Annotated in this window: 19 protein-coding genes; 13 read left to right on the forward strand and 6 right to left on the reverse strand. The window is 66.3% G+C overall.

Features of this window, described 5'->3' with window-relative positions; translation table 11 throughout:
• Positions 1 to 19: 19 nt before the first annotated feature.
• The 4 genes from CEY05_RS09660 (at position 20) to CEY05_RS09675 (ending at position 3,282) form a co-directional block, all read left to right on the forward strand.
• Positions 20 to 955 (forward strand): LysR family transcriptional regulator, encoded by a 936-nt coding sequence (locus CEY05_RS09660; RefSeq protein WP_088598251.1) that lies wholly within the window; start codon positions 20 to 22, stop codon positions 953 to 955.
• An 89-nt stretch (positions 956 to 1,044) separates the two neighbouring features.
• Positions 1,045 to 2,205 (forward strand): hypothetical protein, encoded by a 1,161-nt coding sequence (locus CEY05_RS09665; RefSeq protein WP_088598252.1) that lies wholly within the window; start codon positions 1,045 to 1,047, stop codon positions 2,203 to 2,205.
• A 101-nt stretch (positions 2,206 to 2,306) separates the two neighbouring features.
• A complete protein-coding gene (gene folE / locus CEY05_RS09670) occupies positions 2,307 to 2,852 on the forward strand; it encodes a GTP cyclohydrolase I FolE (RefSeq protein WP_088598253.1) in 546 nt (181 codons plus the stop codon).
• 25 nt (positions 2,853 to 2,877) lie between these two features.
• Positions 2,878 to 3,282, forward strand: coding sequence for an FKBP-type peptidyl-prolyl cis-trans isomerase (locus CEY05_RS09675; RefSeq protein ID WP_088598254.1), 405 nt, complete (start codon positions 2,878 to 2,880; stop codon positions 3,280 to 3,282).
• A 112-nt stretch (positions 3,283 to 3,394) separates the two neighbouring features.
• Here the strand turns inward: CEY05_RS09675 and bglX are convergent, their stop codons facing one another.
• Complete coding sequence (gene bglX / locus CEY05_RS09680; protein WP_088598255.1) at positions 3,395 to 5,713, reverse strand: beta-glucosidase BglX; 2,319 nt, start codon at positions 5,711 to 5,713, stop codon at positions 3,395 to 3,397.
• Between the two features lie 209 nt (positions 5,714 to 5,922).
• Between bglX and CEY05_RS09685 the strand changes: the two genes are divergently transcribed.
• The 4 genes from CEY05_RS09685 to CEY05_RS09700 all read left to right on the forward strand — a co-directional run bounded on the left by CEY05_RS09685 (position 5,923) and on the right by CEY05_RS09700 (position 9,968).
• Complete coding sequence (locus tag CEY05_RS09685) at positions 5,923 to 7,104, forward strand: CaiB/BaiF CoA-transferase family protein (protein ID WP_088598256.1); 1,182 nt, start codon at positions 5,923 to 5,925, stop codon at positions 7,102 to 7,104.
• Between the two features lie 38 nt (positions 7,105 to 7,142).
• The gene (locus tag CEY05_RS09690) at positions 7,143 to 7,904 is read left to right on the forward strand and encodes a FadR/GntR family transcriptional regulator (protein WP_088598257.1); all 762 of its coding nucleotides are present in this window, start codon (positions 7,143 to 7,145) and stop codon (positions 7,902 to 7,904) included.
• A 57-nt stretch (positions 7,905 to 7,961) separates the two neighbouring features.
• On the forward strand, positions 7,962 to 8,777 hold the full coding sequence (locus CEY05_RS09695; RefSeq protein WP_088598586.1) for an enoyl-CoA hydratase: 816 nt from the start codon (positions 7,962 to 7,964) through the stop codon (positions 8,775 to 8,777).
• Between the two features lie 213 nt (positions 8,778 to 8,990).
• Positions 8,991 to 9,968, forward strand: a complete 978-nt coding sequence (locus tag CEY05_RS09700; protein ID WP_088598258.1) for a tripartite tricarboxylate transporter substrate binding protein — start codon at positions 8,991 to 8,993, stop codon at positions 9,966 to 9,968.
• A gap of 167 nt (positions 9,969 to 10,135) precedes the next feature.
• Here the strand turns inward: CEY05_RS09700 and CEY05_RS09705 are convergent, their stop codons facing one another.
• Together CEY05_RS09705 and CEY05_RS09710 are read right to left on the reverse strand one after the other, a co-directional pair.
• Entirely contained in the window at positions 10,136 to 10,672 is a 537-nt protein-coding gene (locus CEY05_RS09705) for an NUDIX domain-containing protein (protein WP_088598259.1), read from the reverse strand.
• A 188-nt stretch (positions 10,673 to 10,860) separates the two neighbouring features.
• Positions 10,861 to 11,745 carry a LysR family transcriptional regulator gene (locus CEY05_RS09710; RefSeq protein ID WP_088598260.1) on the reverse strand — a complete coding sequence of 295 codons (885 nt, stop codon included), beginning with the start codon at positions 11,743 to 11,745 and terminating at the stop codon, positions 10,861 to 10,863.
• Between the two features lie 350 nt (positions 11,746 to 12,095).
• Between CEY05_RS09710 and CEY05_RS09715 the strand changes: the two genes are divergently transcribed.
• The 3 genes from CEY05_RS09715 (at position 12,096) to CEY05_RS09725 (ending at position 15,505) form a co-directional block, all read left to right on the forward strand.
• A complete protein-coding gene (locus tag CEY05_RS09715; protein WP_088598261.1) occupies positions 12,096 to 13,226 on the forward strand; it encodes a mandelate racemase/muconate lactonizing enzyme family protein in 1,131 nt (376 codons plus the stop codon).
• A 123-nt stretch (positions 13,227 to 13,349) separates the two neighbouring features.
• Complete coding sequence (locus CEY05_RS09720) at positions 13,350 to 14,327, forward strand: tripartite tricarboxylate transporter substrate binding protein (RefSeq protein ID WP_088598262.1); 978 nt, start codon at positions 13,350 to 13,352, stop codon at positions 14,325 to 14,327.
• Positions 14,328 to 14,509: 182 nt separating this feature from the next.
• Positions 14,510 to 15,505 carry a tripartite tricarboxylate transporter substrate binding protein gene (locus CEY05_RS09725; RefSeq protein ID WP_088598263.1) on the forward strand — a complete coding sequence of 332 codons (996 nt, stop codon included), beginning with the start codon at positions 14,510 to 14,512 and terminating at the stop codon, positions 15,503 to 15,505.
• A 110-nt stretch (positions 15,506 to 15,615) separates the two neighbouring features.
• Here the strand turns inward: CEY05_RS09725 and CEY05_RS09730 are convergent, their stop codons facing one another.
• The gene (locus CEY05_RS09730) at positions 15,616 to 17,265 is read right to left on the reverse strand and encodes a glycine betaine ABC transporter substrate-binding protein (protein WP_233161441.1); all 1,650 of its coding nucleotides are present in this window, start codon (positions 17,263 to 17,265) and stop codon (positions 15,616 to 15,618) included.
• Positions 17,266 to 17,372: 107 nt separating this feature from the next.
• Here CEY05_RS09730 and CEY05_RS09735 point away from each other — a divergent pair, with 107 nt between their 5' ends.
• Positions 17,373 to 18,017 (forward strand): LON peptidase substrate-binding domain-containing protein, encoded by a 645-nt coding sequence (locus tag CEY05_RS09735; RefSeq protein ID WP_088598264.1) that lies wholly within the window; start codon positions 17,373 to 17,375, stop codon positions 18,015 to 18,017.
• Between the two features lie 20 nt (positions 18,018 to 18,037).
• Here the strand turns inward: CEY05_RS09735 and CEY05_RS09740 are convergent, their stop codons facing one another.
• Both CEY05_RS09740 and CEY05_RS09745 read right to left on the reverse strand, forming a co-directional pair.
• Positions 18,038 to 20,779: a glucosidase gene (locus CEY05_RS09740; RefSeq protein WP_233161442.1), complete on the reverse strand. Its 2,742-nt coding sequence runs from the start codon at positions 20,777 to 20,779 to the stop codon at positions 18,038 to 18,040.
• Between the two features lie 178 nt (positions 20,780 to 20,957).
• The gene (locus CEY05_RS09745) at positions 20,958 to 23,120 is read right to left on the reverse strand and encodes an amylo-alpha-1,6-glucosidase (protein ID WP_088598265.1); all 2,163 of its coding nucleotides are present in this window, start codon (positions 23,118 to 23,120) and stop codon (positions 20,958 to 20,960) included.
• A 384-nt stretch (positions 23,121 to 23,504) separates the two neighbouring features.
• Between CEY05_RS09745 and CEY05_RS09750 the strand changes: the two genes are divergently transcribed.
• Complete coding sequence (locus CEY05_RS09750; RefSeq protein ID WP_088598266.1) at positions 23,505 to 23,750, forward strand: hypothetical protein; 246 nt, start codon at positions 23,505 to 23,507, stop codon at positions 23,748 to 23,750.
• The last annotated feature ends 1 nt before the right edge of the window (position 23,751 follow it).

Genomic DNA, 23,751 nt, shown 5'->3' on the forward strand with positions numbered 1-23,751 from the left:
TTTCTTCTGAGGAGTTTTTTTGGACCGCTTCAAGCAACTGCATACTTTCGTCAACGTCGCCACGTTAGGCAGCATGTCCGCGGCGGCGCGGGCGGAGGGGGTGACGGCGGCGATGGTGGGGCGGCGGATCGACGCCCTGGAAGCGCGCTTGAGCGTGAAACTGCTGGTGCGCTCCACCCGCCGGCTGTCGCTGACCTCGGAAGGCAGCGCGCTGCTGGAATACGCCCAGCGCATCCTGCGTGACCTGGACGACAGCGAAAACCTGATCTCCTCGGGCAGCGCCAGGCCCAGCGGCCACCTGCGCATCACCGCGCCGGCCGGCTTCGGCCGCCGTCACGTCGCCCCCCTGCTGCCCGCCTACGCCGCCGACCACCCCGCCGTCAGCGTCACGCTGGACCTCAGCGACCGCCTGGTCGACCTGATCGAGGAACGCTACGACTGCGCCATCCGCATCGGCGACCTGAACGACTCCAGCCTGGTCGGCATCCGCCTGGCCGACAACCGCCGCGTGGTGGTAGCAGCGCCCTCCTACCTGGCCCGCCGCGGCACCCCCACGACCCCGGCCGACCTGATGCGCCACGACTGCCTGTCCTTCGGCAACCAGGCCAACCAGGCACGCGGCTGGCTTTTCACCGTGGCCGGCCAGGTCCAGGCCCAGCGCGTGGCCGGCCGGCTGGAGTGCAGCGACGGCAGCGTCCTGCACGAATGGACCCTGGCCGGCTGCGGCCTGGCCTGGCGGTCGCTCTGGGAAGTGCGCCACGACCTGGCCCAGGGCCGCCTGCGCACCGTCCTCGACGACTACGCCGCGCCGCCCAACGGCATCTACGCCGTCCTGCCCGAACGCCGCCACTCCCCCGCCCGGGTCCGGGTCTTCGTCGACCTGCTGCGCCGCACCTACGCCGCGGCCGAATACTGGGACGCGCCAGACCAACGAGACGCCGCCGAAATCCGTTGAAACACCCCGCGCGAAAGCCGGCCCGGAAAAGCAGCCGGCAGCGATCACCCGGCATACAATCCGCCAACGCCAAAACGTCGGACCGTGCCATGCCTCTTCGCTTCCTGTCCGCCCCCGCGCCATCGCTGCCCGGCCGCGCCATCGCGCTTACGCGCCTGCGCGCCGCGGCCCTCTGCGCGTTGCCCCTGGCGCTACCGGCTTACGCCGCCCCCGCCTCGCATGGCCCCGCACCCTCGTGGCAAACGGTGGAACTGGGCCGCGCCGGCCATCACTACCCCTTCCCGGTCTATGCCAACGTCGACCTGGCCAACGCGCACCTGGACAAGATCCGTCACGTGCTGATCATCGTCCATGGCCTGAACCGCGACGGCGACAACTATTTCCAGACCGGCGCCAACATCCTGGCCCTGAGCCCCGGCGCCGATGCCGACACCCTGCTCATTGCCCCCAAGTTCCCCGCCGCTCTCGACCGCGGCTTCGACAAGATGCCGGTGTGGAGCCACGGCCGCTGGTCGGCCGGCGAAGCCAGCATCAAATCCACGCGCCGCCCCGCGCCGGTCAGTTCCTTCGAAGTCATGGACGACCTGCTGGCCCGCGTGGCCGATACCCGCCGCCTGCCCTTGCTGCAGGACGTGGTGATCGCCGGCCATTCAGCGGGCGCGCAGCTGGTCCAGCGCTATGCGGTCTTCAATGCGGTGGACGAGCGCATCAAGCGCAGCGGCGTCAGCATGCATTACGTGATCGCCAATCCTTCGTCCTATGTGTACTTCTCCAAGGACCGCCCCAAGGGCGACGACAATCGCTTCGGGCCCTTCAATCCCGGCCAGTGCCCCGACTACAACCTGTACAAGTACGGCCTCGACCGCCAGCCGGCCGAACTGCCGCCCAGCGGCGTCGGCCCCGCCACGCCCGCGCAGGAAGCCGTGCGCCTGGCGCGCCGCTACGCCGGCCGGTCGGTGACCTATCTGCTGGGCGGCGACGACACCAACCCCGAACACCGCCTGCTCGACAAGAGCTGCGCCGCCGAAGCGCAAGGGGCCACGCGCCTGGCGCGCGGCAAGGCCTATGTGAACTACGAAAAATGGCTGCCAGCCAACCACAAGCTGAAAATCGAACACCAGGCCTTCGAAGTGGCCGGGGTCGGCCACGACAGCCGCCGCATGTTCAACTCGGAATGCGGCGTGCGGGAACTGGTGGGCGCGCGCGCCCAGGCCGTGACCGGCGCCGCCGCCTGCACGCCCATACGCTGACGCCACGACATAATCCCCTGGTCCACCCAGTGCTTTGGCGCAGCGGTCGCGCCGGTTTGGTATCGTATCGGACACCGACTCATACAGGTTTAAGCAGAATCATGTCCCTGGAAACGAACTACCACGCCATCCTGCAATCGCTGGGCGAGGACCCCGACCGCGAAGGCCTGCGCGACACGCCCAAGCGCGCCGCCAAGGCCATGCAGCACCTGTGCCAGGGCTATCACCAATCCCTCGAGGAAATCGTCAACGGCGCGCTGTTTTCCTCGGACACCAGCGAAATCGTGCTGGTCAAGAACATCGAGCTGTATTCCCTGTGCGAACACCACATCCTGCCTTTCATCGGCAAGGCGCACGTGGCCTATCTGCCCAAGGGCAAGGTGCTGGGCCTGTCCAAGGTGGCGCGCATCGTCGACATGTACGCGCGCCGGCTGCAGATCCAGGAAAACCTCAGCCGCCAGATCGCCGAGGCCGTGCAGCAGGTCACCGGCGCCTCGGGCGTGGCGGTGGTGATCGAAGCGCAGCATATGTGCATGATGATGCGCGGTGTGGAAAAACAGAATTCGTCCATGGTGACTTCGGTCATGCTGGGCGAGTTCCACGACAACCCGGCCACGCGTGCGGAATTCCTCACGCTGATCCGCTGAACTTAGGTATCAACCTGGAATCATGATGATGAAATCCCGTCTTCTTTTCGCTGCCGCCGCGCTGGCTTTCGCCGCCGCGGGCCAGGCCCAGTCCAACGTCCAGACCTTGCCTTCGGGCGTGCGCGTCGAGACGATCACCGCCGGCAAGGGCATGAACCCGACAGCCAGCAGCACCGTCACGGTGAATTACCGCGGCACCCTGACCAATGGCACGGAATTCGACAGCTCCTACAAGCGCAACGAGCCCATCTCGTTCAGCCTGAGCCAGGTCATTCCCTGCTGGACCGAAGGCATCCAGAAAATGGCGGTCGGCGGCAAGGCCGTGCTGTATTGCCCCGCCAAGACGGCTTACGGCTCGCGCGGCGCCGGCGGCGTGATCCCGCCGAATGCGGACCTCAAGTTCGAAGTGGAATTGATCGGCGTCCGTTGATTCGGTTGCTACGCGTCAGCCCGGGCTGACGATTACCGCTGGGCGCTGCCCAAAAACAAATGCCCGCATCGAAACGATGCGGGCATTTTTTTACATCGGCCGGTATTCGCCCTTACCGTCCCTTGGCCGCCGTCACCTCGAAGCTGGCCGCCTTCACGTCTTCCGAATCTAGCCCGATGTAGACGTTGAAACGCCCCGGTTCGACCACCCACTTCAGGTCATTGTTGAAGAATGACAGGTCATCCTGCTGGATGGGGAAAGTGATCTCCTTCTGCTCCCCCGCCTTCAGCGTGATCTTCTCGAAGCCCTTGAGTTCCTTCACGGGACGGCTGATCGATGCCACCGGATCCTGCAGGTAAAGCTGCACCACCGTGGCGCCGTCGCGCGTGCCGGTATTGCGCACCGTCACACTGGCGCGCACGATCCTGCCCATCGGCACCGACGCCGCCGACAGCTTGATGTCCGACACATCGAAGGTGGTGTAGCTGAGCCCGTAGCCGAAGGGGAACAAGGGGCCGTTGGGCGCATCGAAATAGCGCGACGTGTACTTGTCCGGATGCTGCGGGTCGAAAGGCCGGCCGGTGTTCAGATGGTTGTAGTACATCGGAATCTGGCCGACCGATCGGGGGAAGGTCATCGGCAGCTTGCCCGACGGATTGACGTCGCCAAACAGCACGTCCGCCACCGCGTGGCCGCCTTCCGTCCCGGCGAACCAGGTTTCCAGCATGGCGTCGGCGTTGTCCTTTTCCCAGCCCAGCGCCAGGGGCCGGCCGTTCATCAACACCACCACCAGCGGCTTGCCGGTCGCCTTCAGTGCCTTGAGCAATTCTTCCTGGCCGCCCAGCAGATTGATATCCGAACGGCTGGACGCCTCGTGCGCCATGCCTTGGGCTTCACCGACGACGGCCACGACCACATCCGACTTCTGCGCCGTTTGGACTGCCTCGTCTATCAGCTGCTGGCGCGTGCGCGGATCGTCCTCGACATCCTTCTCGTAGATATTCAGGTACTTGACGATCTCCGGGTCATCGACCACGTTGGCGCCACGCGCATACAGCAGCGTGGCCTTGTCGCCCACCGCGTCGGCCAGGCCCTGGTACAGCGACACCACCTGCCCCGGCACGCCGGCCGCGGACCAGTTGCCCATCATGTCCCGCTGGCTCTTGGCCAGTGCGCCGACCACGGCGATGGTGCCCTGCTTCTTCAAGGGCAGCGTCTGCTTGTCGTTCTTCAGCAGCACCAGGCTCTGCTGGGCCACGGCGCGGGCGTCCTGGCGGTGCATGCGGCTTTCGGCATTGGTGTCCGGCGGATCGTCGGCCGCCACGCCAACGTGGCGATACGCGTTCTGGAACAGGCCCAGGTCGTACTTGACCCGCAGCACATCGCGCACGGCGCGGTCGAGGTCGGCCTGCTTGATCCGGCCGGCCTGCAGCAGCGGCTTCAGGTTCTGGCCATACATGGTGTCGCTCATGCTCAGGTCCGCGCCGGCCGTGATGGCCAGGCGCGAGGCGTCGGCGCCGTCGGCGGCCACGCCGTGCTTGATCATCTCCATGATGGCGCCGTGGTCGCTGATGGTCACGCCTTGGAAGCCCCACTGCTTGCGCAAGATGTCCTGCAACAACCATTTGCTGGCCGTGGCCGGCACGTTGTTGACTGCGGTCAGCGAGATCATCACGCCGGCCGCGCCCGCGTCGATGGCGGCCTTGTATGGCGGCAGATAGTCCTGGAACAGCTTCTGCGGACTCATGTCCACCGTATTGTAGTCACGGCCCCCTTCGATGGCGCCATACGCCGCGAAGTGCTTGACCGCCGCCAGGATGTTGCCCGGCGCGGCGGGGTCCGAGCCTTGATAGGCATGGACCAGGGTCGCGCCGATGCGCGACACCAGATAGGTGTCTTCGCCGAACCCTTCCGAATTGCGCCCCCAGCGCGGATCGCGAGAAATATCCACCATGGGCGAGAAAGTCATGTTCAGGCCATCGGCGCTGGCCTCCACCGCGGAGATACGGCCGCTCAGCGCCACCGCGTCCATGTCCCAGGTCGATGCCAGGCCCAGGCCGATGGGGAATATCGTTCGATGGCCGTGCAGCACGTCGTAGGCGAAGAAAAGCGGGATCTTCAGGCGGCTGCGCACGGCGGCATCCTGCAGCACGCGGATGTCCGGGCGCACCACCGTATTGAATATGCCGCCGACCTTGCCAGCCTCGATGTCCCGTATCAGCACGTCCTTGTGCGCATCCGGCCCGGCATCCACGCTGACCAGGCGCAACTGGCCGATCTTCTCGTCCAGCGTCATCTTCTTCATGAGACCGGTAATGAAGGTCTCGCGGTCCTCGCCCGTCACCGGGCGGTGCGTGTCGCCGCCTTGCGCGAAGGCAGGCGCGCTGGCCAGGCTCAGTAACAACAGGCCCAGCATGCGGATTTTTTTCATTGAGTCGACGTTCCAGCTTATGGGAAGCCGCGTCTCCACGCCGCCAGCCCTTTGTCAGTTGAGCGTCGAGTGTGCCACAGGATGACAAAAGTCCTCTCGTGCATCCGGGTTTTCCTGGATATGAGGGTAACGGCCAATTAAGTAGGATGTCCAACATCCTACTACGTGCATTCTGCTGCACCCCATAACAACCAGGAGACAAGACGGCTATGGCTGTACCCTATCTGCCGCTGAAGCGGTTCGTCGTCCTCGACCTTTCGCGGGTCCGCTCCGGCCCCGCCGCCGTACGGCAGTTCGCCGACTGGGGCGCCGACATCATCAAGGTCGAAGAGCCCAGCGAGGTCAAGGATGACAAGCCGGGCGGCGCCGCGAAATTCAGCGACTACCAGAACACGCATCGCAACAAGCGCAGCCTGACGCTGAACCTGAAGGATCCACGCGGCAAGGCCCTGTTCCTGGAACTGGTCAAGCGCGCCGACGTGCTGGTGGAAAACTATCGTCCGTCGGTGAAGAAGAAGCTGGGCATCGACTATGAATCGCTGCGCGCGATCAACCCGGGCCTGGTGTATGCCAGCATTTCCGGCTTCGGCCAGGACGGCCCCTATGCGGACCGCCCGGGCCTGGACCAGATCGCCCAGGGCCTGGGCGGCATCATGTCGGTGACGGGCGAGCCCGGCCATCCCATGCGCGCCGGCATTCCCATCGCCGATCTCAGCGCGGGCCTGTTCGCCGCCATCGGCATTCTTATTGCGCTGCTGGAGCGCGACCAGAGCGGCCAGGGCCGCTGGGTGCAGACCTCGCTGTTGCAGGCCCAGGTCTGGATGATGGACTTCCAGGCCACGCGCTGGCTGATCGACGGCGAAGTACCGGGCCAGTCCGGCAACGACCATCCCACCAGCGCGCCCACGGGCGTCTACCCCACCGCCGACGGCTACATCAATATCGCGGCGATGGGCTCGACCATGTTCAACCGCCTGTGCGAAGTGCTGGGCATGCCGGAAATGAGCAAGGATCCGCGCTTCCTCGAAGCCGGCCTGCGGGTGGAAAACCGTGGCGACCTGAACCGCGAGATCATCGCCCGCACCCGCACCCGCGACAGCGCCGAGTGGATCACCGCATTGAACGCCGCCGGCGTGCCTTGCGGTCCCATCCTGTCGATGGACGGCACCTTCGCCAACGAACAGGTGCAACACCTGCGCATGACGCGCCAGGTGGAGCATCCGCGCAAGGGGCCGATCACCATCATGGCCCAGCCGGTGAATTTCAGCGACGGTGAACTGCCGGCCCCGCGGCCCGCGCCTGAAACGGGGGCGAACACCGCTGAAATCCTGGAGTGGCTGGGCGTGGATGGGGCGGAATGCGACCGTTTGCGCGCCGCCGGCGTGGTGTGACACCATCGAGCCCCCCAAGCTCGCATTCTGGAACTTTCATGGCAGCCTCCGACGTCGCCACCGACCTGCCCTTCGGCAGCCTGACCCGGCCCGATAACCTGCCTGACGAGATCGCCCAGCAAATTCGCGGCAAGATCGTCAGCAAGGCTTTCGAGCCCGGCCAGCGCCTGCCGACGGAGCTGGAGTTGTCGCAGGTCTTCGGTGTCAGCCGCAATGTGGTGCGCGAGGCCATCGCCAGGCTCAAGCTGTCCGGCTACATCGAGACGCGCCGTGGCGTGGGCAGCTTCGTCGCCACCGACGCCGGCCAGCAGCACTTCGCGCTGACGCCGCAGGAATTGCTGCGCGCGGATGCCCTGGAACAGGTGTACGAGTTGCGCGTGGAAATCGAAGCCGGCGCGGCGGCGCTGGCGGCGCGCCATCGCACCGAGGCGCAACTGGCCGCGCTGCGCGATGCGCTGGCCAAGGTGGATGCATCGACGGACGACTGGCGCGTCGGCGCGGATCGGGCCATCGACTTCCACATGGCCGTGGGAGAAGCCACCAACAATCCGTATTTCGTGCGGCTGCTGGGGCATTTCGCGCGTGTCATCGGCGATGCGGTGCGCACCTTGCGCTACAGCAGCACGGGCACCGACCGCATGGACCAGATCGAACATGAACACCACCAGATCTTCGATGCCATCGCCGCTGGCGATGCGGACGCGGCTCGGCAGGCGATGCGTGAGCATCTGGAACACGGGATGGAACGCCGCAAGGCCATCCTGGAAAAGAAACATAAACAAGGCGACACCGCGCCTTGATCAAAGGAATGGCGGCACGCACACACGTGCCGCGTGGAAGACAACAAGGACTCACCCATGACCGTCGAACGCCTACTGCAGGACAGCATCACCGAAAACATCATCGTGGAAAAACGCGGCAATGCCGGCTGGATCACCTTCAACGATCCGGACCGCCACAACGCCGTGTCCTACGCCATGTGGGAGGCCATCCCCCCTGCCCTGCAGGCTTTCCAGGACGATCCGGACATCCGCGTGGTGGTGCTGACCGGCGCGGGGGAAAAGTCCTTCGTCAGCGGCGCCAACATTTCGCAGTTCGACAAGCTGCGTTCCGGCGAGGAAGCGGTGCAGGCCTACGAGCGTGTGGCCGAAGCCGCCCAGCTGGCGCTGTACGACTACGACAAGCCCACCATCGCCCGCATCCGCGGCTATTGCATAGGCGGCGGGCTGAACATCGCGCTGTGCTGCGACCTGCGCGTGGCCTCGGACGACAGCTCGTTCTCCATTCCGGCCGGCAAGCTGGGGTTGGGCTATCGCATGACGGCGATCCGCAACCTGGTGACGGCGGTGGGTCCGGCCAATGCGCTGGAGATCTTCCTGACGGCCAATCGCTTCAAGGCCGCGCAGGCGCGCGAACTGGGCCTGCTGCACAAGGTGACGGCCGCCGCCGAGCTCGACGCCGCGCTGGAGACCTACATCACGCAGATCGCCGCCAACGCACCGCTGACGCTGCGGGCCGGCAAGAAGATGATCCGCCAGATGCAGCAATTGGGACCCGAAGTGGATCAGGACGCCATGACGCGCCTGGTACTGCAGTGTTTCGAGAGCAATGATTATCGCGAAGGCCGCAAGGCGTTCGCGGAGAAGCGGACACCGGTGTTCAACGGGACGTGATCCCTTCCCGCGCCCATAAGACGCTTCAGACACTTTAGTCACGTTAGACGTAATCGCGGTATTTCCGACCGATGCCAGGCCGCTGTGCGGCCCGGCAGGGGATCGGCTTGCCCGATGCAGCACCTTTACCCGGATGGACGATCAAGCGGCAGCGACTAGCCGCGCGGCCGTCCGGCATCTGAATCACCTTCATCGACAACAACGGAGACAACGATGAAATCGAGCATGGCCAGCATGATCCTGGCGGCGAGCGCCGCCTTCGCGGTAGCACCGGGCGGTGCCCGGGCCGCCTATCCCGACCAACCCATCCGCCTCGTCATCGGCTATGCCGCCGGCGGCACCACCGACATCCTGGCCCGCGCCCTGGGCGAGCAGCTGGGCAAGTCCTTGAATACGTCGGTCATCGTCGAGAATAAGCCGGGGGCGGCGGGCAACCTGGCCGCTTCCTATGTGGCGCAGGCAAAGCCGGACGGCTATACCGTGTTCATGGCGACGGTCGCCAGCCACGGCATCAACCCGGCGTTGTACAAGAACCTGGGCTATGACCCGGTCAAGGGCTTCGCGCCGGTGGGCATGGTGGCGGCGATTCCGCTGGTGCTGATCGCCAACCCCAAGCTGCCGGCGAAGAATGTCGAGGAACTGGCCGCGCTGTGCCGGGAAAAGCCGGGCACGATGAACTATGCCTCCAGTGGCAATGGGTCGCCGGTGCATCTGGCGGGGGCCATGTTCGCGCAGGCGGCGAATGTGAATATCGTGCACGTGCCCTATCGCGGCGGTGCGCTGGCGAATACGTCGGTGATGACGGGCGAAACGCAGTTCAGTTTCGCCACGCTGCCGGCGGCACTGCCGCAGGTGAAGGCGGGCACGCTGCGGGCGTTGGCGGTGACCACGCGGGAGCGGTCGGATCAATTGCCCGATGTGCCCACGGTGGGGGAAACCAAGGGCTTCGACGGTTATGAGATCAATACGTGGAACGCCATCATGGCGCCCGCGGGCACGCCGCCGGCCGTCGTGGAGAAATTGAACCAGGCCATCAAGCAGGCGATGACCTCGCCGGAACTGGTCAAGCGCTTCCAGGGAGAAGGTGCCATGCCGAAGACCAGCACGCCGCAGGAACTGGCGACGTTCGTCGACGCCGAGTTGAAGAAATGGGCCGGCGTGGTGAATAAGGTGAACATCAAGTTGGATTGAGGGAGAGGGGGACCACCCCCGAGGCGCTGCGCGCCTCCCCCTCAAGGGCGCGGCACTGGCGGAGCCGGCTGCGCCGATCCGCTGTGCCCCGGATCCAATAGACCTGTGCAATGCACAGGTCTTTTTTCATCGAGGAAGAAGTCCTCGGGCGCGGGGCCGCTGACGGGCTATTCGTTCTTTTGCCATTCCAGCGGCCAGGCGCCGCTGAGGACGTTTTGCAGCCACAAGGTGCAGGTGAGCGTCTTCGAGTCGGTCACGCGGCCGTCGCGGCAGGCTTCGTAGAGGTCTTCCACATCCATGGCATGGACGTCGAGGAACTCATCAGGATCGAGCTCGGCCGCACCCACCTGCAGGTTGCGGGCGAAATAGATGTGGATGATTTCCGTGGAATAGGCGATGGCCAGGTGCAAGGCGCCAGCATAGGCCCATTCGCCCCCCCGATAACCGGTTTCCTCCAGCAGCTCGCGCCGGCCGCAGTCGTAGGGATCTTCGCCCGGGTCCAGCTTGCCGGCGGGGAATTCGATCATCACGCGGCCCACCGGATAACGGTACTGGCGTTCGATCAGCACCCGGCGGCCATCGTCCAGCAGCGGAATGACCACCACCGCGCCCGGATGCACCACGTATTCACGCGTGGAGGTGTTGCCATTGGGCAGCCGCACCGTATCGCGGCGGGCTTCCAGGAAACGGCCATGGAACAGCATTTCGCGGCCGACGAGGGTTTCGACCAGATGGGATTCGTCGCCAGGCGCGGCGGAATGTTTATCGTCGGGAGCAGTCACGATGGTTCAAGGGATATGGGGGAAAGGACCTACTGTAGCAGCAAGGTGTGACGGATCCGGGCCTTCTGCCCGCGCCAGGGACGGTCGCCCCGGGGCGCGGCCGCGCCCGCCTACCCTGTCCGGCGGCGTTTGCCACCCAGGGCCAGCTGGACGAAGGCCTGCACCAATTGGGCGCGGACCGAGGAGGGCTGCCACAGGACGCCGACGGTGCGGGTGGGACGTGGGGCGGGCAGCGTCCACTTCTTCAGCGCCGGGTCCGCCGGGCCGATCACCGGCCAGTCAGGCAGCACGGAAACGCCCAGCCCTTCCGACACCAGCTTGGCGATCGATTCGATGCCATCCAGTTCGAAGCGCACGCGCGGCCGGATGCCCCGTTCGCGCAGGTAATCGTCGGCCAGACGTCCCCCCACCACGCTGCGGTCGTAGCGGATGAAGGGCTCGCGCGCCGCGATGGCCAGGGCGTCGCGGCCGCTGACATCGTGGCGGGTCAGCAGGATCAGGGGTTCTTCCCGCAAGGGACACCAGGCATAGCCCTTGGGTAGATCGAACAAAGGATGTACCAGCACCGCGGCATCCAGCTCGCCGGCCAGCACGCGGCTATACAGCCGCACGGTGGATCCCGGGTCGATGTAGATCTCGATGTCGGGATGGCGCGCTACCCATTGCTTGAGTACGGTCGGCACGATGCCGGTCAGGGCGGTGGGGGTTGCTCCCAGGCGCAGAGGTCCGGCCGGCATATCCGTGCCGGATGCGGCGGACTTGAGGTCACGCACCTCGTCGACCAGGCGCCGGGCGCGCTCCATGATGCGGTTGCCGGCGACCGTGGGCCTGACGTTGCGGCCGGAGCGCGCCACCAGCTTGCTGCCGACGGAGGCTTCCAGCGCTTTCAGCCGTTGCGCCACCGAGGCCGGCGTCAGATCCAGCCGGCGCGCGGCCTCGGCGATGGAGCCGGACTCGACCACATGGATGAAGCTTTGCAGGAAACGGGTGTCCATAGGCCCTTCGAAAATGCGTCTCCCGGGCCAACCCGGAAGTTGAAAGATCGAGGGGCTCCGCCCCTTACGCTCCCCGTGAAATGCCCGACGGCCCCGGCAACCCGGAAGGGATTGTCGAGGAGCGGTAGCCCCGACGCTCCCCGGGCGGAAATAGGCCAGGGCGCGTACGAGGCGGGGCGTTGAGGGGCGGAGCCCCTCAAAAAAATCCCCCCGAACAGCGGCAGCATGCACCTCCGGAAGATGGATATTACATCTTCACAAGATGCCGGAACGCTCTTTTTCTTTTTCCTGACTTCCCCAAGAATGCCCCGTAGCCACCCAATTTCCAGCCACTTCAAAAGGAGCCCTCCGTGCCCCGTATCGCTTCGGTCCAGTTCTGCCACGCCGCCGTCCCGCTCGACAAAGTCACCTCCTTTTCCACGCGCACCGTCAGTACCCGCCATTACGGCCTGGTCAAGGTGCGTAGCAGCGACGGCGTCGAAGGCATAGGCTTCTGCTACGTCGGCAGCGCCGCCGGCCAACTCTTCTCGGTCGCCGTGGAGCAATTGCTGGCCCCCCTGCTGGTGGGCGAAGACAGCACCGCGGTCGAAGCCCTGTGGCAAAAGATGTATAGCGAATCCCTGCTGCAAGGCCGCGCCGGCACCGTGATGCGCGCCATCAGCGCACTGGACACGGCGCTGTGGGACCTGAACGCCCGGAGCGCCGGCCTGCCCCTGCACCGTTACCTGGGCGCGGCCGCGCTGGACCGCGTGCCGGCCTATGCCAGCGGCGGCTATTACCTGGAAGGCAAGACACCGGCCAAGCTGGGCGAAGAAATGGCCAGCTACGTCGCCAAGGGCTTCAAGGCCGTGAAGATGAAGGCCGGCCGCCTGAGCCCGAAGGAAGAAGAAGATCGCCTGCGCGCGGCCCGCGAGGCCATCGGTCCCGACGTCGAACTGATGATGGACATGAACAATGCGTGGACTGACGTCACCCAGGCCATGCAGTACGTGAGCCGTTTTGAAAAATACGACCCCTACTTCCTGGAAGAGCCTTTCTCCCCGGACGACATCGACAGCCACGCCAAGCTGGCGCGCCTGACCCGCGTGCCGGTGGCTACCGGCGAAATCGGCTACGGCCGCTGGTACCACAAGGAACTGCTGGACAAGGGCGGCGCCGGCATCCTGCAGACCGATGCCCTGGTGTGCGGCGGCATCACCGAATGGAAGCGGATCGCGGCCACGGCCGCCAGCTACGGCGTGGTCGTATGCCCGCACTGGTTCCACGATGTCCACGCGCCGCTGGTGGCGGCCACACCCAATGCGCGCTACGTCGAGTTCTTCTGGGACGACCAGGTGCTGAACTTCCGCCGCCTGGTCGATCGCCAGCTGGAACATCGCGACGGCCACGTCATCCTGCACCAGGAACCGGGCCTGGGCTTCGGCTTCGATGAGAAAGCGGTGACGCGCTACGGCCAGTGGGGCACCGTCAAGGAAAAATGAACCGGCCGGTTCGCAGCGACACCAGAACCATGACCATCGCCGTGCAAAACAAAAACTGATACTCGCACAACGACCAGGACCGCCGCGGCACAGCGGCGGCCTGGGCACGAGGAGGAGACACTCATGCATCGCAAGGAATTCCTGCGTTCCACGCTCGCCGCCATGGCGGCCATGGCCTTGCCACGAGCCCATGCGGCCACCGGCGCCTGGCCCGACCGGCCCATCAACTACGTGGTGGCCTTTCCGCCAGGTAGCAATACCGACGTGCTAGGCCGCATCGTCGCCCAGCATCTGGGCGACGCGTTGCACACCTCGGTGGTGGTCGACAACCGGCCCGGCGCCACCGGCATGATAGGGTCGGCCTACGTCGCCAAGGCGCCACCGGATGGCTACACCCTGCTGGGCGCCAGCATCGCCTCGCACGCCATCAATCCCAGCCTGTTCCGCAACATGCAGTACGACCCGGTGCGTTCGTTCCAGCCCATCACCATCATCGGCATGAACGGCAACACGCTGGTGGTACGCCAGGACAGCCCCTTCCACAACGTCGCCGACCTCATCGCGGAAGCACGCAAGCGGCCCGGCACGATTTCCTTCGCGTCATCGGGCATAGGCACCACGCAGCATTTGTCGGGCGTGCTGCTGGAGCAACTGGCGGGCATCAAGATGGTCCACGTGCCCTACTCCAGCCGCTCGGCCCTGCCTGACGTAATCGGTGGCCAGGTCGACTTCATGTTCGAAGGGCCCACCGTGATCTCGCATGTCAAGGGCGGCAAGCTGCGGGCGCTGGCGGTAACGTCGCCGACGCGCCTGCAAAGCCTGCCGGACGTGCCGACCATGATGGAAGCGGGCGTGGCCGGCTACCAGGTGCAGGCCTGGCAGGCGATCTTCGCGCCGGCGGGGGTGCCACCCGACATCGTCGACAAGGTCTATCACGCCATTGCCGGCGTGTTGAAGCAGCCCAAGGTGCTGGCGCAGTTGCGCGACATGGGTGTCGAACCCTCCGGCATGCCGCCGCGCGAGTTCGCGCAATTCCAGCAGACCGAGATCCATCGCTGGGCCGAAGTGGTCGGCAAGGCGGGCATCAAGGCCGAAAGTTGAACCGGATCTGACGGCTGCCATTGTCCGGTGCGGGATTTGGAGCATGGCCCCGACCTGCTCCCTGCCGTATATTGCCTCCATAAACAGATTCAGCGTTCACGGACCGCCGCTTCCCCAACGGCGAGCAGCGGTCCGGCAGCAAACGAATCCCGCGACTTGCGGATATACAAAGGAGGAAGACAATGACGAGCAGTCCCGCTATCACCCTGCGTCGGCGCATCGCTACCGGAGCCCTGCTGGCAAGCACCCTGTTGGGCAGCCTGGCGGCCACCGGCGCGGCACGCGCGGACGAGTATCCGGACAAACCCGTCAAGGTGGTCGTGGCGTTCACGGCCGGCGGCACGACCGACATCCTTACCCGCAGTGTGTCCAACCTGCTGGGACAGAAATTCAAGCAATCCTTCATCGTCGAAAACAAGCCGGGCGCGGGCGGCAATATTGGCACCGAATACGTCGCCCGTTCCGCCCCCGACGGCTACACCCTGATCGTCGACTCGGTCGGCCCGATCGCGGTGAATTCCAGCCTCAACAAGCTGAACTACGATCCGCTGGTGGACCTGGTGCCGGTCATCCAGATCGCCGACGTGCCCAACGTGCTGGTGGTGCCCCCAGATCTGCCGATCCACAACATGAAGGAGTTCCTGGCCTATGCCAAGGCCCACTCGGGCAAGCTGAACTACAGTTCGACCGGCATCGGCACGTCGTCGCACCTGTCCAGCTATATGCTGATGCAGCTCAACGGCGTGCAGGCCACGCATGTGCCGTACAAGGGCGCGGATGCCCTCAACGACCTGCTCACGGGCCGCGTGCAGTTCATGTTCGCCACCATCCCGTCGGTGATCGGCCAGATCAAGGCCGGCAAGCTGCGCGCCATCGCGGTGAGCAGCGCACGCCGCTCGGCGTCCATGCCCGACATTCCCAGCGTGGCGGAAAGCGGCTTCCCGGGCTTTGAAGCGGGCTCCTGGTTCGGCATGTTCGCGCCCAAGGGCACGCCGCCGGACGTGATCGCGAAACTCAACACGGCCATCAACGGCATCCTGCCGCAGCTCAAGGACAAGATGATCGCCGAAGGGGCCGACCCCGTGGGCGGCACTGCCGCGGACTTCGACACGTTCACCCACGCGGAACAGCGCAAATGGAGCGCGCTGATCAAGCAGATGAATACGAAGGCGGAATAAGCCGGGGCGGGCGCGCCCGCCGCGCCCGCGCATCGAAGCCGCGCGTCACAGCTGAATACCACAGCTGAATCTCACGGCTGAATATCACGGCTGAATATCACGGCTGAACGTCATCGCCGGGTATGGCGCCGCAGCCGCCATTGCAAGGCTTCGAACAGCAGCTCGCTGATCAAGGCCAAGGCGGCGGCAGGCGCCGCGCCGGCCAGCATCAAGGCGCGGTCGTTCAAGGCCAGGCCGGTGACGATGCGTTCGCCATAACCGCCGGCACCGATGAAGGCGGCGATGGTGGCGGTGCCGATGGCGATCGACGTCGCCGTCCGCACCCCCGTGAGAATGGTCGGCCGCGCCAGCGGAAACTGCACCAGCCGCAAGGCCTGGCCGGACGTCATGCCCAGCGCGATGGCCGCCTGGCGCATCGAGCCCGACACCTCGCCCAGGCCGGCGCACGTGTTGCTGAAGATAGGCAACAGCGCATACAGCATCAACGCGGTCAGCGCCGGCAGCGCACCGATCGCGCCCGTCAACGAAATCAATACCGCCAGCAGGGCCAGGGAAGGAATGGTCTGCAGCAGTCCGGCCACGCCCAGCGCCAGCGCGCGCAGCCGTGGCCGCGCATGCACCAGGATGCCGGCCGGCACCGCGATCATGCAGGCCACCAGCACCGCCACCCCCACCAGCAGCAGGTGCTGCGCGGTCAGGCGTCCCAGGTCGGGGCCGAACAGCTTGGCCCAGAACCCACGCGCTTCGCCGCCGGGCTCGGGCGGCGCCACGCCGCGCTGGCGCGCCGCCAGCCAGTCATGGGCGATGGTCTGGAAAGGCACGCCATCCAGCTCGGCGCGCGCGTTCATGGTGATCATGGCGCTTTCATCGATGCTGCCCGCCAGCGCCTGCATGGCCGCCCACGCCCGCGGCTGCCGTTGCGGCAGGTCCAGGCGATGCAGCACCACGGCGTCGTAGCGCGGGAAATAGCCCAGATCGTCACGCAGCACGCGCAGGCCCAGGGCCTTGATCTTGGCGTCCGTGGTGTAGATGTCGATGACGTCGACCTGCCCTTTGCGCAGGGCGTCATACGCCAGGCCATGATCCAGGCCGATGGGTGCCTGCCGATAACCGTAGCGCTGCGCCAGCCCGCGCCAACCGTCGGCGCGGCCGATGAACTCATTGGACAGGCCCAGGCGCTGGTCGGGATGGCGCGCCAGGTCGCTGAGCGTCGCAATGCCCAGACGGTCGGCATCGGCCGCGCGCATGGCCAGCGCATAGCCGTCGTTGAAGCCGAGGGGGATATCGACGCTCAGGCCCAGCCTGGCCAGTTCGGGACGCATCTGCGCCAGGGTCAATGGCCGATCGCTGCGCAGGATCTCCTGGACGATGGTGCCCTCGTATTCGGGATACAGGTCGATGCCGCCGGTCTGCAGGGCCTGGTAGACGATGGCGGTATTGCCCAGGCCCTGCCGCACGACCGGGGTCTCTCCCGTGCGCGCCGCGACGGCCTGGGCCAGGACTTCGGCCAGGATGTAGGATTCGGTGAAACGTTTGGAGCCGATGCGCAACGCGGCCCCAGGCTGCGCCGGCTCCGGCGCGGTTGCCGTAGTGATGGGCTTGGGCCCCTGCGCTCCGGCAGCGTTGGAAGCCGTGCCGGACGGACTGCCCGGCGTCGCGGTTCCGGCGGCCATGGCCATGGCCGTCGCCGTGGCCATGGCCAGAATCACCGCCATCGTGCGGAAGACATGCATGAGCAGGCGGCGGATCGGGCCAGGCATCAGGTCGTCTACTCCCTGGTTGTCGACGATTTGGAGGACCGGGCCTGCGCCGATTGGACGTCGCGACCGGGCAGGGCAAACAGGCCCATGTAGCTTATCATCGACCAATGGCTTCGATTCCCCTCTTCCCGCTCGGCAACGCCGTCTTTCCAGCCGGCGTGCTGCGCCTGCGCATCTTCGAGGTGCGCTACCTGAACCTGATCGAGCACTGCGTCGCCGACGGCACGCCCTTCGGCGTGGTCCCGTTGCTGGCGGGCAGCGAAGTGCGCAAGCCGGAAGGCGGCGAGGTGCTGGCGCAGGCCGGCACGCTGGTACGGGTCGAGGAAAAGACGACCCCCATGCCGGGGCTGCTGCAGATCACCTGCAGCGCCATGCAACGCTTTCGCCTGCGCGACAGCGAACAGGGGCAATATGGCCTGTGGCATGGCACGGCCGACTTGCTCGACGACGATCCCGTGCTGCCCGTGCCCAAGCGCCTGCAGGCCTGTGCCAACGCTTTGGGAGCCCTGATCGCGCAATTGCAGCGTAGCGGGACGCCGGCCCATCTGATGCCCCTGGTACCGCCCTTCCGCCTGGACGAGTGCGGCTGGGTGGCGGACCGCTGGGCGGAGCTGCTGCCATTGCCGATGGAAGAAAAGGCGGCGCTGCTGCTGTCCACCGATCCGCTGCATCGGCTGACGCTGATCCACACCGCGCTGGGCGACCGCCAGTTGCTGCCGCCCGAGGACGCGCAGCAAGACCCGCTGGCCTGATCCGCTGGCCTGGTCCGCGCTCAACCCTCTCTCAGATCGACCTGCCCCGTATCCTCCGGCGCTTCGGCAACGCCATCGTCCCCGGTGCGCTGCAGCAGCAACGCCACCAGGCTGGTCCAGCCGGTCTGGTGCGAAGCGCCCATGCCACGGCCGTCATCGCCATGGAAGTATTCGTGGAAGAGCACCATGTCGCGCGTGGCGGGATCGCCCTGCAAGGACGGATAGCTAGCCATGGAGGGCCGGCGGCCCGACGCGTCCTTCAGGAACAGGCCGATCACCCGTCCCGCCAGCGCATCGGCGATCTCGCGCAGCGACAGCAGCGTGCCCGAGCCGGTGGGATATTCGACGCGGAACTCATCGCCGTAGTAGCGGTGGAATTCGTAGAGCGATTCGATCAGCAGGTAGTTGACCGGCAGCCACACCGGTCCGCGCCAATTCGAATTGCCGCCGAACACGCGGCCCTCCGACTCGCCGGGCAGATAACGGATGTCGAAGCTGTTGCCATTGTGCCGATAGACGAAGGGATGCTCGCGGTGATAGCGCGACAGCGCCCGCACGCCGTGATCTGAAAGGAATTCGCTTTCATCCAGGGCACGGCGCAGCAGGGCCTTGGTGCGGTGGCCGCGCAGCAGCGACAGCAGCACGGAGTTGCCCACGCCATGCTCGGTCCAGCGCGACACCAGGCGCGCCAGGTCGGGCCGATGCCGCAGGAACCAGCGCAGGCGCTCCTTCAAGCCGGGCAGGCGGCCATGCACGCGTTCCTCCAGCACATGGACCGCGAACAAAGGAATCAGCCCGACGATGGAGCGCACGCGCATCGGCTGGCTGCTGCCATCAGGCAGGTGCAGCGCGTCGTAGAAGAATTCGTCTTCGTCGTCCCACAGGCCCCGCTCTTCCTCATCGCCGCTATTGACCGCGCCGGCGATGTAGAGGAAGTGCTCGAAGAACTTGACGCCGATGTCGACGAAGGTCCGGTTGACCGTCGCCAGTTCCAGGGCGATTCGCATCATGTCCAGCGCATAGGCCGCCATCCATGCCGTGCCGTCGGCCTGGTCGATATGGCCGCCCGTGGGCAGGGGCGCCGAGCGGTCGAAGATGCCGATGTTGTCCAGGCCCAGGAAGCCGCCCTGGAAGATGTTGTGGCCGTCGGCGTCGCGGCGATTGACCCACCAGCCGAAATTCAACAGCAGCTTGTGGAAGATCAGTTCCAGGAACTCGTGGTCCGGCCGTCCCGTCCAGGCGCGATCGATCTCGTACACGCGCCAGACCGCCCAGGCATGCACGGGCGGATTGCCATCGCCGAACGCCCATTCGTAGGCGGGCAGTTGGCCGTTGGGATGCTGGTAGCGGTCCTTGACCAGCAACAGCAGCTGCTGTTTGGCGAAGGCCGGATCGACCAGGGCGAAAGCCGCGGCCTGGAAAGCCAGGTCCCAGGAGGCGTACCAGGGGTACTCCCATTTGTCCGGCATGGAAATCACTTCGCCGTTGGCCAGGTGCCGCCAGTCCGCATTGCGCCCGCGCTTGCGGCGGGCCGGTGGCGCGGGCTGCGCCGCGTCGCCGTCGAGCCAGCGGCTGACGTCGAACTCGTAGTACTGCTTGGACCACAGCAGGCCGGCCAGGGCCTGGCGCTGCACCAGGCGCGCATCGGGGTCGGTCAGCGCCTGTTGCAGGCAGGCGTAGAAGGCATCGGCTTCGCCGCGGCGCTGGGCGAACAGGGTATCGACGTCGTAGGGGGGCGGCGTATGGGCGTGGGCATGCGCAGCGGCGTCGGCGCCGGTCAGCGGCCGCCAGCGCAGCGTCATCACCTTGCATGCGCCCGGCGCCAGGTGCAGCTTCAGGTAGGCGGCCGTGCGCGTGCCGGCATCGTGGCGCACGGCCTGGGCGTCGCCATGCACCAGATAGTCGTTGAAGCCGTCCTTGAAAGGTCCCTCACCGTCGTTGCCGAACAACCGGCGCACATTGGTCTCGTTCTCACAAAACAGCCACTGCGGCGGTGTCTCCCCGGTAGCCGTGAGCAATAGCGGTTCATGGCCGCCATGCCGCGCGACCACCTCGTCGCCGGCGGCGCCCGCACGGCGCCGCAGCGACGGCTTGCTGGTCTCACCATCCCAGGACCAGGTATTGCGCGCCCAGAATTGCGGCAGCAGATGCAGGTCTGCTGACTCGTCGGCGCGGTTATGCACCGTGATGCGCATGGTGACGTCGTCGAAGGCGTGCTTGGCGTATTCGACGAACACATCGAAGTAGCGCTGATCGTCGAACACGCCGGTGTCGAGGATCTCGTATTCCGCCTGGTCGGGCCCACGTCGTCCATTCTCCGCCACCAGGTCCGCATACGGGAAGGCCGCGTGCGGATAGCGGTACATCATGCGCATATAGGAATGCGTGGGCGTGCCGTCCAGGTGGAAGTAAAGCTCCTTGACGTCCTCGCCGTGATTGCCCTCGGCGTTGTTCAAGCCGAACAGGCGTTCCTTGATGATGGGGTCGCGGCCGTTCCACAGCGCCAGGCCGGCACACCAGCGCAGCTTTTCATCGCCGAAGCCGGCGATGCCGTCCTCGCCCCAGCGGTAGGCGCGGCTGCGCGCGTGGTCGTGCGGGAAGTAATCCCAGGCGGTGCCGCCTTCGCTGTAGTCCTCGCGCACGGTGCCCCATTGCCGGTCGCTCAGATAAGGCCCCCAGCGGCGCCAGGGCGTCTTGTCCGCCGCATGCAGTCGGCGGCCTTCGGCGGTATCGAGCAGGCCAGGGGGCAATTTGAATGGCATCGACGGTTCCAATCTGGCGCGTGCGGGACGCAGGCGCGGCTATCCGGGTCACGGGCGACGAGTCGTCGCTTGCGCTTCCCGTTGCCCCGCCCACTTTACCCCGCCGCGCTTACGATTGCCCTACCGTGGCCCCTGCCCTGCGCCGCAAGGCAGCCGGGCGGCCGGCAGAACGCCCGATTCAGGCAGATGCCGCGGGCGCGGACGGCGTCGCGGCCACGATGCCGCTGCCGGCGGGGGCGGCGGCGTCCAGCCAGGCGGCGATGCGCAGGGTTTCGCCCAGGGACCAGGCCTGGCAAGGTGCACCGCCCCAGGCGTGGGGGGCGTCGCCATCGACGACTTCGGCGATGTGGTCCAGGCCGCCGTCGTCCAGTTGCAGCAGCAAGGACGCCAGGAAGCGCCGGCGGGCGTCGTCGCGCACCCCGGCCACATCGCCGTGCACCCGCAGCCACGCCTGGACGAAAGGCCCCATGAGCCAGGGCCACGCGGTGCCCTGGTGATACGCGGCGTCACGCTGCGCGGCAGCGCCTTCATAGCGGCCGACGTAGCGCGGATCGCTGGGCGCCAGCGTACGCAGCCCCAGTGGCGTCCATAGATGCAGCTGCACGGTCTCCAGCACGTGGCGGGCGGCCATGCCCTGCAGCACCGGATAAGGCAGGCCGCCCACCGCGAAGATCTGGTTGGGGCGTATGGATGCGTCGACGCGGCCGGCGACGTGGTCGGCATCGATCACGTCGAACAGGCCGCCGCCCGGGCTGGCGAAGCGCGCCTCGAAGCTGCGCTGGGCGCGTTGCAGCCGGGGCGCCAGGCCGGCGTCCCACGCCGAAGCGATGCGCAGGGCATTGATCCAGAGCGCCTGCACTTCCACCGGCTTGCCGATGCGGGGGGTGACCTCGCGGCCATCCACGCGGGCATCCATCCAGGTCAATTGCTGGCCGGGCTCGCCGGCGCGCAGCAGGCCATCGCTGTCGGCCGCGATGCCGTAGCGGGTGCCTTGCAGATGGCCGCGCAGGATGGCGTCCACGGCATCGCACAGGCGCCGGCGGCGGTCGCTGCCGGCGTGGCCGGTCGCCAGGTAGTCGTGCACCGCGACGATGAACCATAGCGAGGCGTCGACGGTGTTGTATTCGGGCGCGCCGCCGTCGTCGGGGAAGCGATTGGGCAGCATGCCTTCCGAGACGTAGGCGGTCCAGGCGTCGAGCAGATCGCCGGACTCGGCGGCGCGGCCGCTCGCCAGCAGCAGGCCGCGCATGGCGATGAACGTGTCACGGCCCCAGTCGGTGAACCAGGGATAGCCTGCCAGCAGGGTCAAGCCCTTGTCTCGTTTGACGAGATAGGCATCGGCTGAACGGCGAAGCCGGTCCGCAAACGCCGCCCGCCGGGCTTTTTCGGCAGAGATGATGGCTGCGGCATCGGCGTCGGCTTGGATTTGGCCCGGGGCAGTGCCAGTGCCTCCGGTTGCCGATCCGGGCGAGACTGCGGGTACGCCCGCGGCGTCCACTACGGTTGCGGATCCGCCGACGGCCTGGGTCGCGGTCTCGGATATCGCGGCCAGGATCATCACCGCCGGGCCTGCGTCCAGGTCGAAGGTGAAGACGCCGGGCGTGGCAAGGTCTTCGCCGTCGTCCAGCCCGCGCTGGCGTTCGCGCGCATAGCTGAAGTTGCGGTACCAATCGGGTTCATGGTGATAAGCCCCGTTGCTGCATACCTCGATCGCGGGCAATTGGGCATAGGGCCGCCAGCGGACACGATCCGCGTCACAAGTCGCCGTGAAATCGAAGGCGGAATTCTCGTGATGCAAGGCGTGATAGTCCCGCCCGGACAGCAGGGGCCTGACACACAGCCGCCAAGCGCCGGCGCCCGCCGACGCGGATTGCGCTTGCACCGCGCCCGCATCATCGACCTCAACCTGGCCACGGCCTGTACGTGCAGGGCCCGCGCCTGGAACGCCTGCGCCGTTTTCGACCAGATGCCAACGCAGCAGCGTGCGGCCGCCGGCGCGTTCGACCAGGTGTTCAGCCACCAGGTCGTGGCCATCGTCCACCCGCAGGCGCCAGGTGGGCCAGGGCCGCGTGCTGAAGCCGGTGCAGGGTGCCGTCGCGGCGGGGGATTCCAGGTCGGGAAGGTAGCGCTGGCTGGTCAAGGGCACACGCCGGCCAGCCCCCTCCAGCCATGCCTCGATCCCGTTGACCAGCACCATGCGGCCGGCGGGCGGGTGCGTCGCGCACAACAGCAACGCATGATAGCGGCGCGTCCTGGGCCCCAGCACGGTTCCGCTGGCGAACCCGCCCCGGCCGTCCGACTCCAGCCACTCATCGTCACGTCGTGCCACCGCATCCATCATCCGTCTCCTCCGCGCCTGAAGCATCCCTTACAGGCATCCCGCACAGCACAACTTGTGCCGGTAGCTTACGCCACGATGGCGCCTGCGCCCCCTCGGCGGGCCGGCCGCTACACGCACGACTTACTCGGGGTTGAATTGGCCGAGGCACGGCGTGCATCACGATGATGCAGCGCACCATGACGCGGCATTTCCTGGAGCATTCGTGTGCTGACTTTTGATTTTCAGATGCACATGCAGCGCTTTTGCAACCTGCATAAGAAAAGAAGCACATGCATATTGCGACGCAACAAAATCGGGGATTATCATGATCTCGTTTTCACCTGCCAGTGAAGCCCGGGCTTGACGCGATTGCCGCGCCGGCCCTCCTTACGAGAAGCTTGAATCATGCCCCTGCAACGCATCGTCCTTACCGCGCTGCGGCGTGCCGATGCCGCCGTGTGGCACGGCGCGCGCCATGCCGTGCGTTATCTGGAACGCGATGTCGCCACGCCCGCCGCCTGGTTTCTCTACGACTCGGTCGACGGCGTGATCAATTTCACCAGAGACCTGATCGATTCGGCCCGCGAAGTGAACCGCGCCATGGACCGCGCCCGCGCCAAACGCGCCGCCCAGCCACTGCATCGTTTCTGAA

Origin of the sequence: Achromobacter sp. HZ34, from assembly GCF_002209485.1 — a bacterium.
In the GTDB taxonomy this organism is placed as follows: domain Bacteria; phylum Pseudomonadota; class Gammaproteobacteria; order Burkholderiales; family Burkholderiaceae_B; genus Bordetella_C.

Bases quoted from the DNA above. Each gene is read 5' to 3' on its own strand.
- CEY05_RS09665 (WP_088598252.1), top strand. From the start codon at position 1,045: ATGCCTCTTCGCTTCCTGTCCGCCCCCGCGCCATCGCTGCCCGGCCGC.
- folE (WP_088598253.1), top strand. From the start codon at position 2,307: ATGTCCCTGGAAACGAACTACCACGCCATCCTGCAATCGCTGGGCGAG.
- CEY05_RS09675 (WP_088598254.1), top strand. From the start codon at position 2,878: ATGATGAAATCCCGTCTTCTTTTCGCTGCCGCCGCGCTGGCTTTCGCC.
- bglX (WP_088598255.1), bottom strand. From the start codon at position 5,713: ATGAAAAAAATCCGCATGCTGGGCCTGTTGTTACTGAGCCTGGCCAGC.
- CEY05_RS09685 (WP_088598256.1), top strand. From the start codon at position 5,923: ATGGCTGTACCCTATCTGCCGCTGAAGCGGTTCGTCGTCCTCGACCTT.
- CEY05_RS09690 (WP_088598257.1), top strand. From the start codon at position 7,143: ATGGCAGCCTCCGACGTCGCCACCGACCTGCCCTTCGGCAGCCTGACC.
- CEY05_RS09695 (WP_088598586.1), top strand. From the start codon at position 7,962: ATGACCGTCGAACGCCTACTGCAGGACAGCATCACCGAAAACATCATC.
- CEY05_RS09700 (WP_088598258.1), top strand. From the start codon at position 8,991: ATGAAATCGAGCATGGCCAGCATGATCCTGGCGGCGAGCGCCGCCTTC.
- CEY05_RS09705 (WP_088598259.1), bottom strand. From the start codon at position 10,672: ATGCTGTTCCATGGCCGTTTCCTGGAAGCCCGCCGCGATACGGTGCGG.
- CEY05_RS09710 (WP_088598260.1), bottom strand. From the start codon at position 11,745: ATGGACACCCGTTTCCTGCAAAGCTTCATCCATGTGGTCGAGTCCGGC.
- CEY05_RS09720 (WP_088598262.1), top strand. From the start codon at position 13,350: ATGCATCGCAAGGAATTCCTGCGTTCCACGCTCGCCGCCATGGCGGCC.
- CEY05_RS09725 (WP_088598263.1), top strand. From the start codon at position 14,510: ATGACGAGCAGTCCCGCTATCACCCTGCGTCGGCGCATCGCTACCGGA.
- CEY05_RS09730 (WP_233161441.1), bottom strand. From the start codon at position 17,265: ATGCCTGGCCCGATCCGCCGCCTGCTCATGCATGTCTTCCGCACGATG.
- CEY05_RS09735 (WP_088598264.1), top strand. From the start codon at position 17,373: ATGGCTTCGATTCCCCTCTTCCCGCTCGGCAACGCCGTCTTTCCAGCC.
- CEY05_RS09740 (WP_233161442.1), bottom strand. From the start codon at position 20,779: ATGCCATTCAAATTGCCCCCTGGCCTGCTCGATACCGCCGAAGGCCGC.
- CEY05_RS09745 (WP_088598265.1), bottom strand. From the start codon at position 23,120: ATGATGGATGCGGTGGCACGACGTGACGATGAGTGGCTGGAGTCGGAC.
- CEY05_RS09750 (WP_088598266.1), top strand. From the start codon at position 23,505: ATGCCCCTGCAACGCATCGTCCTTACCGCGCTGCGGCGTGCCGATGCC.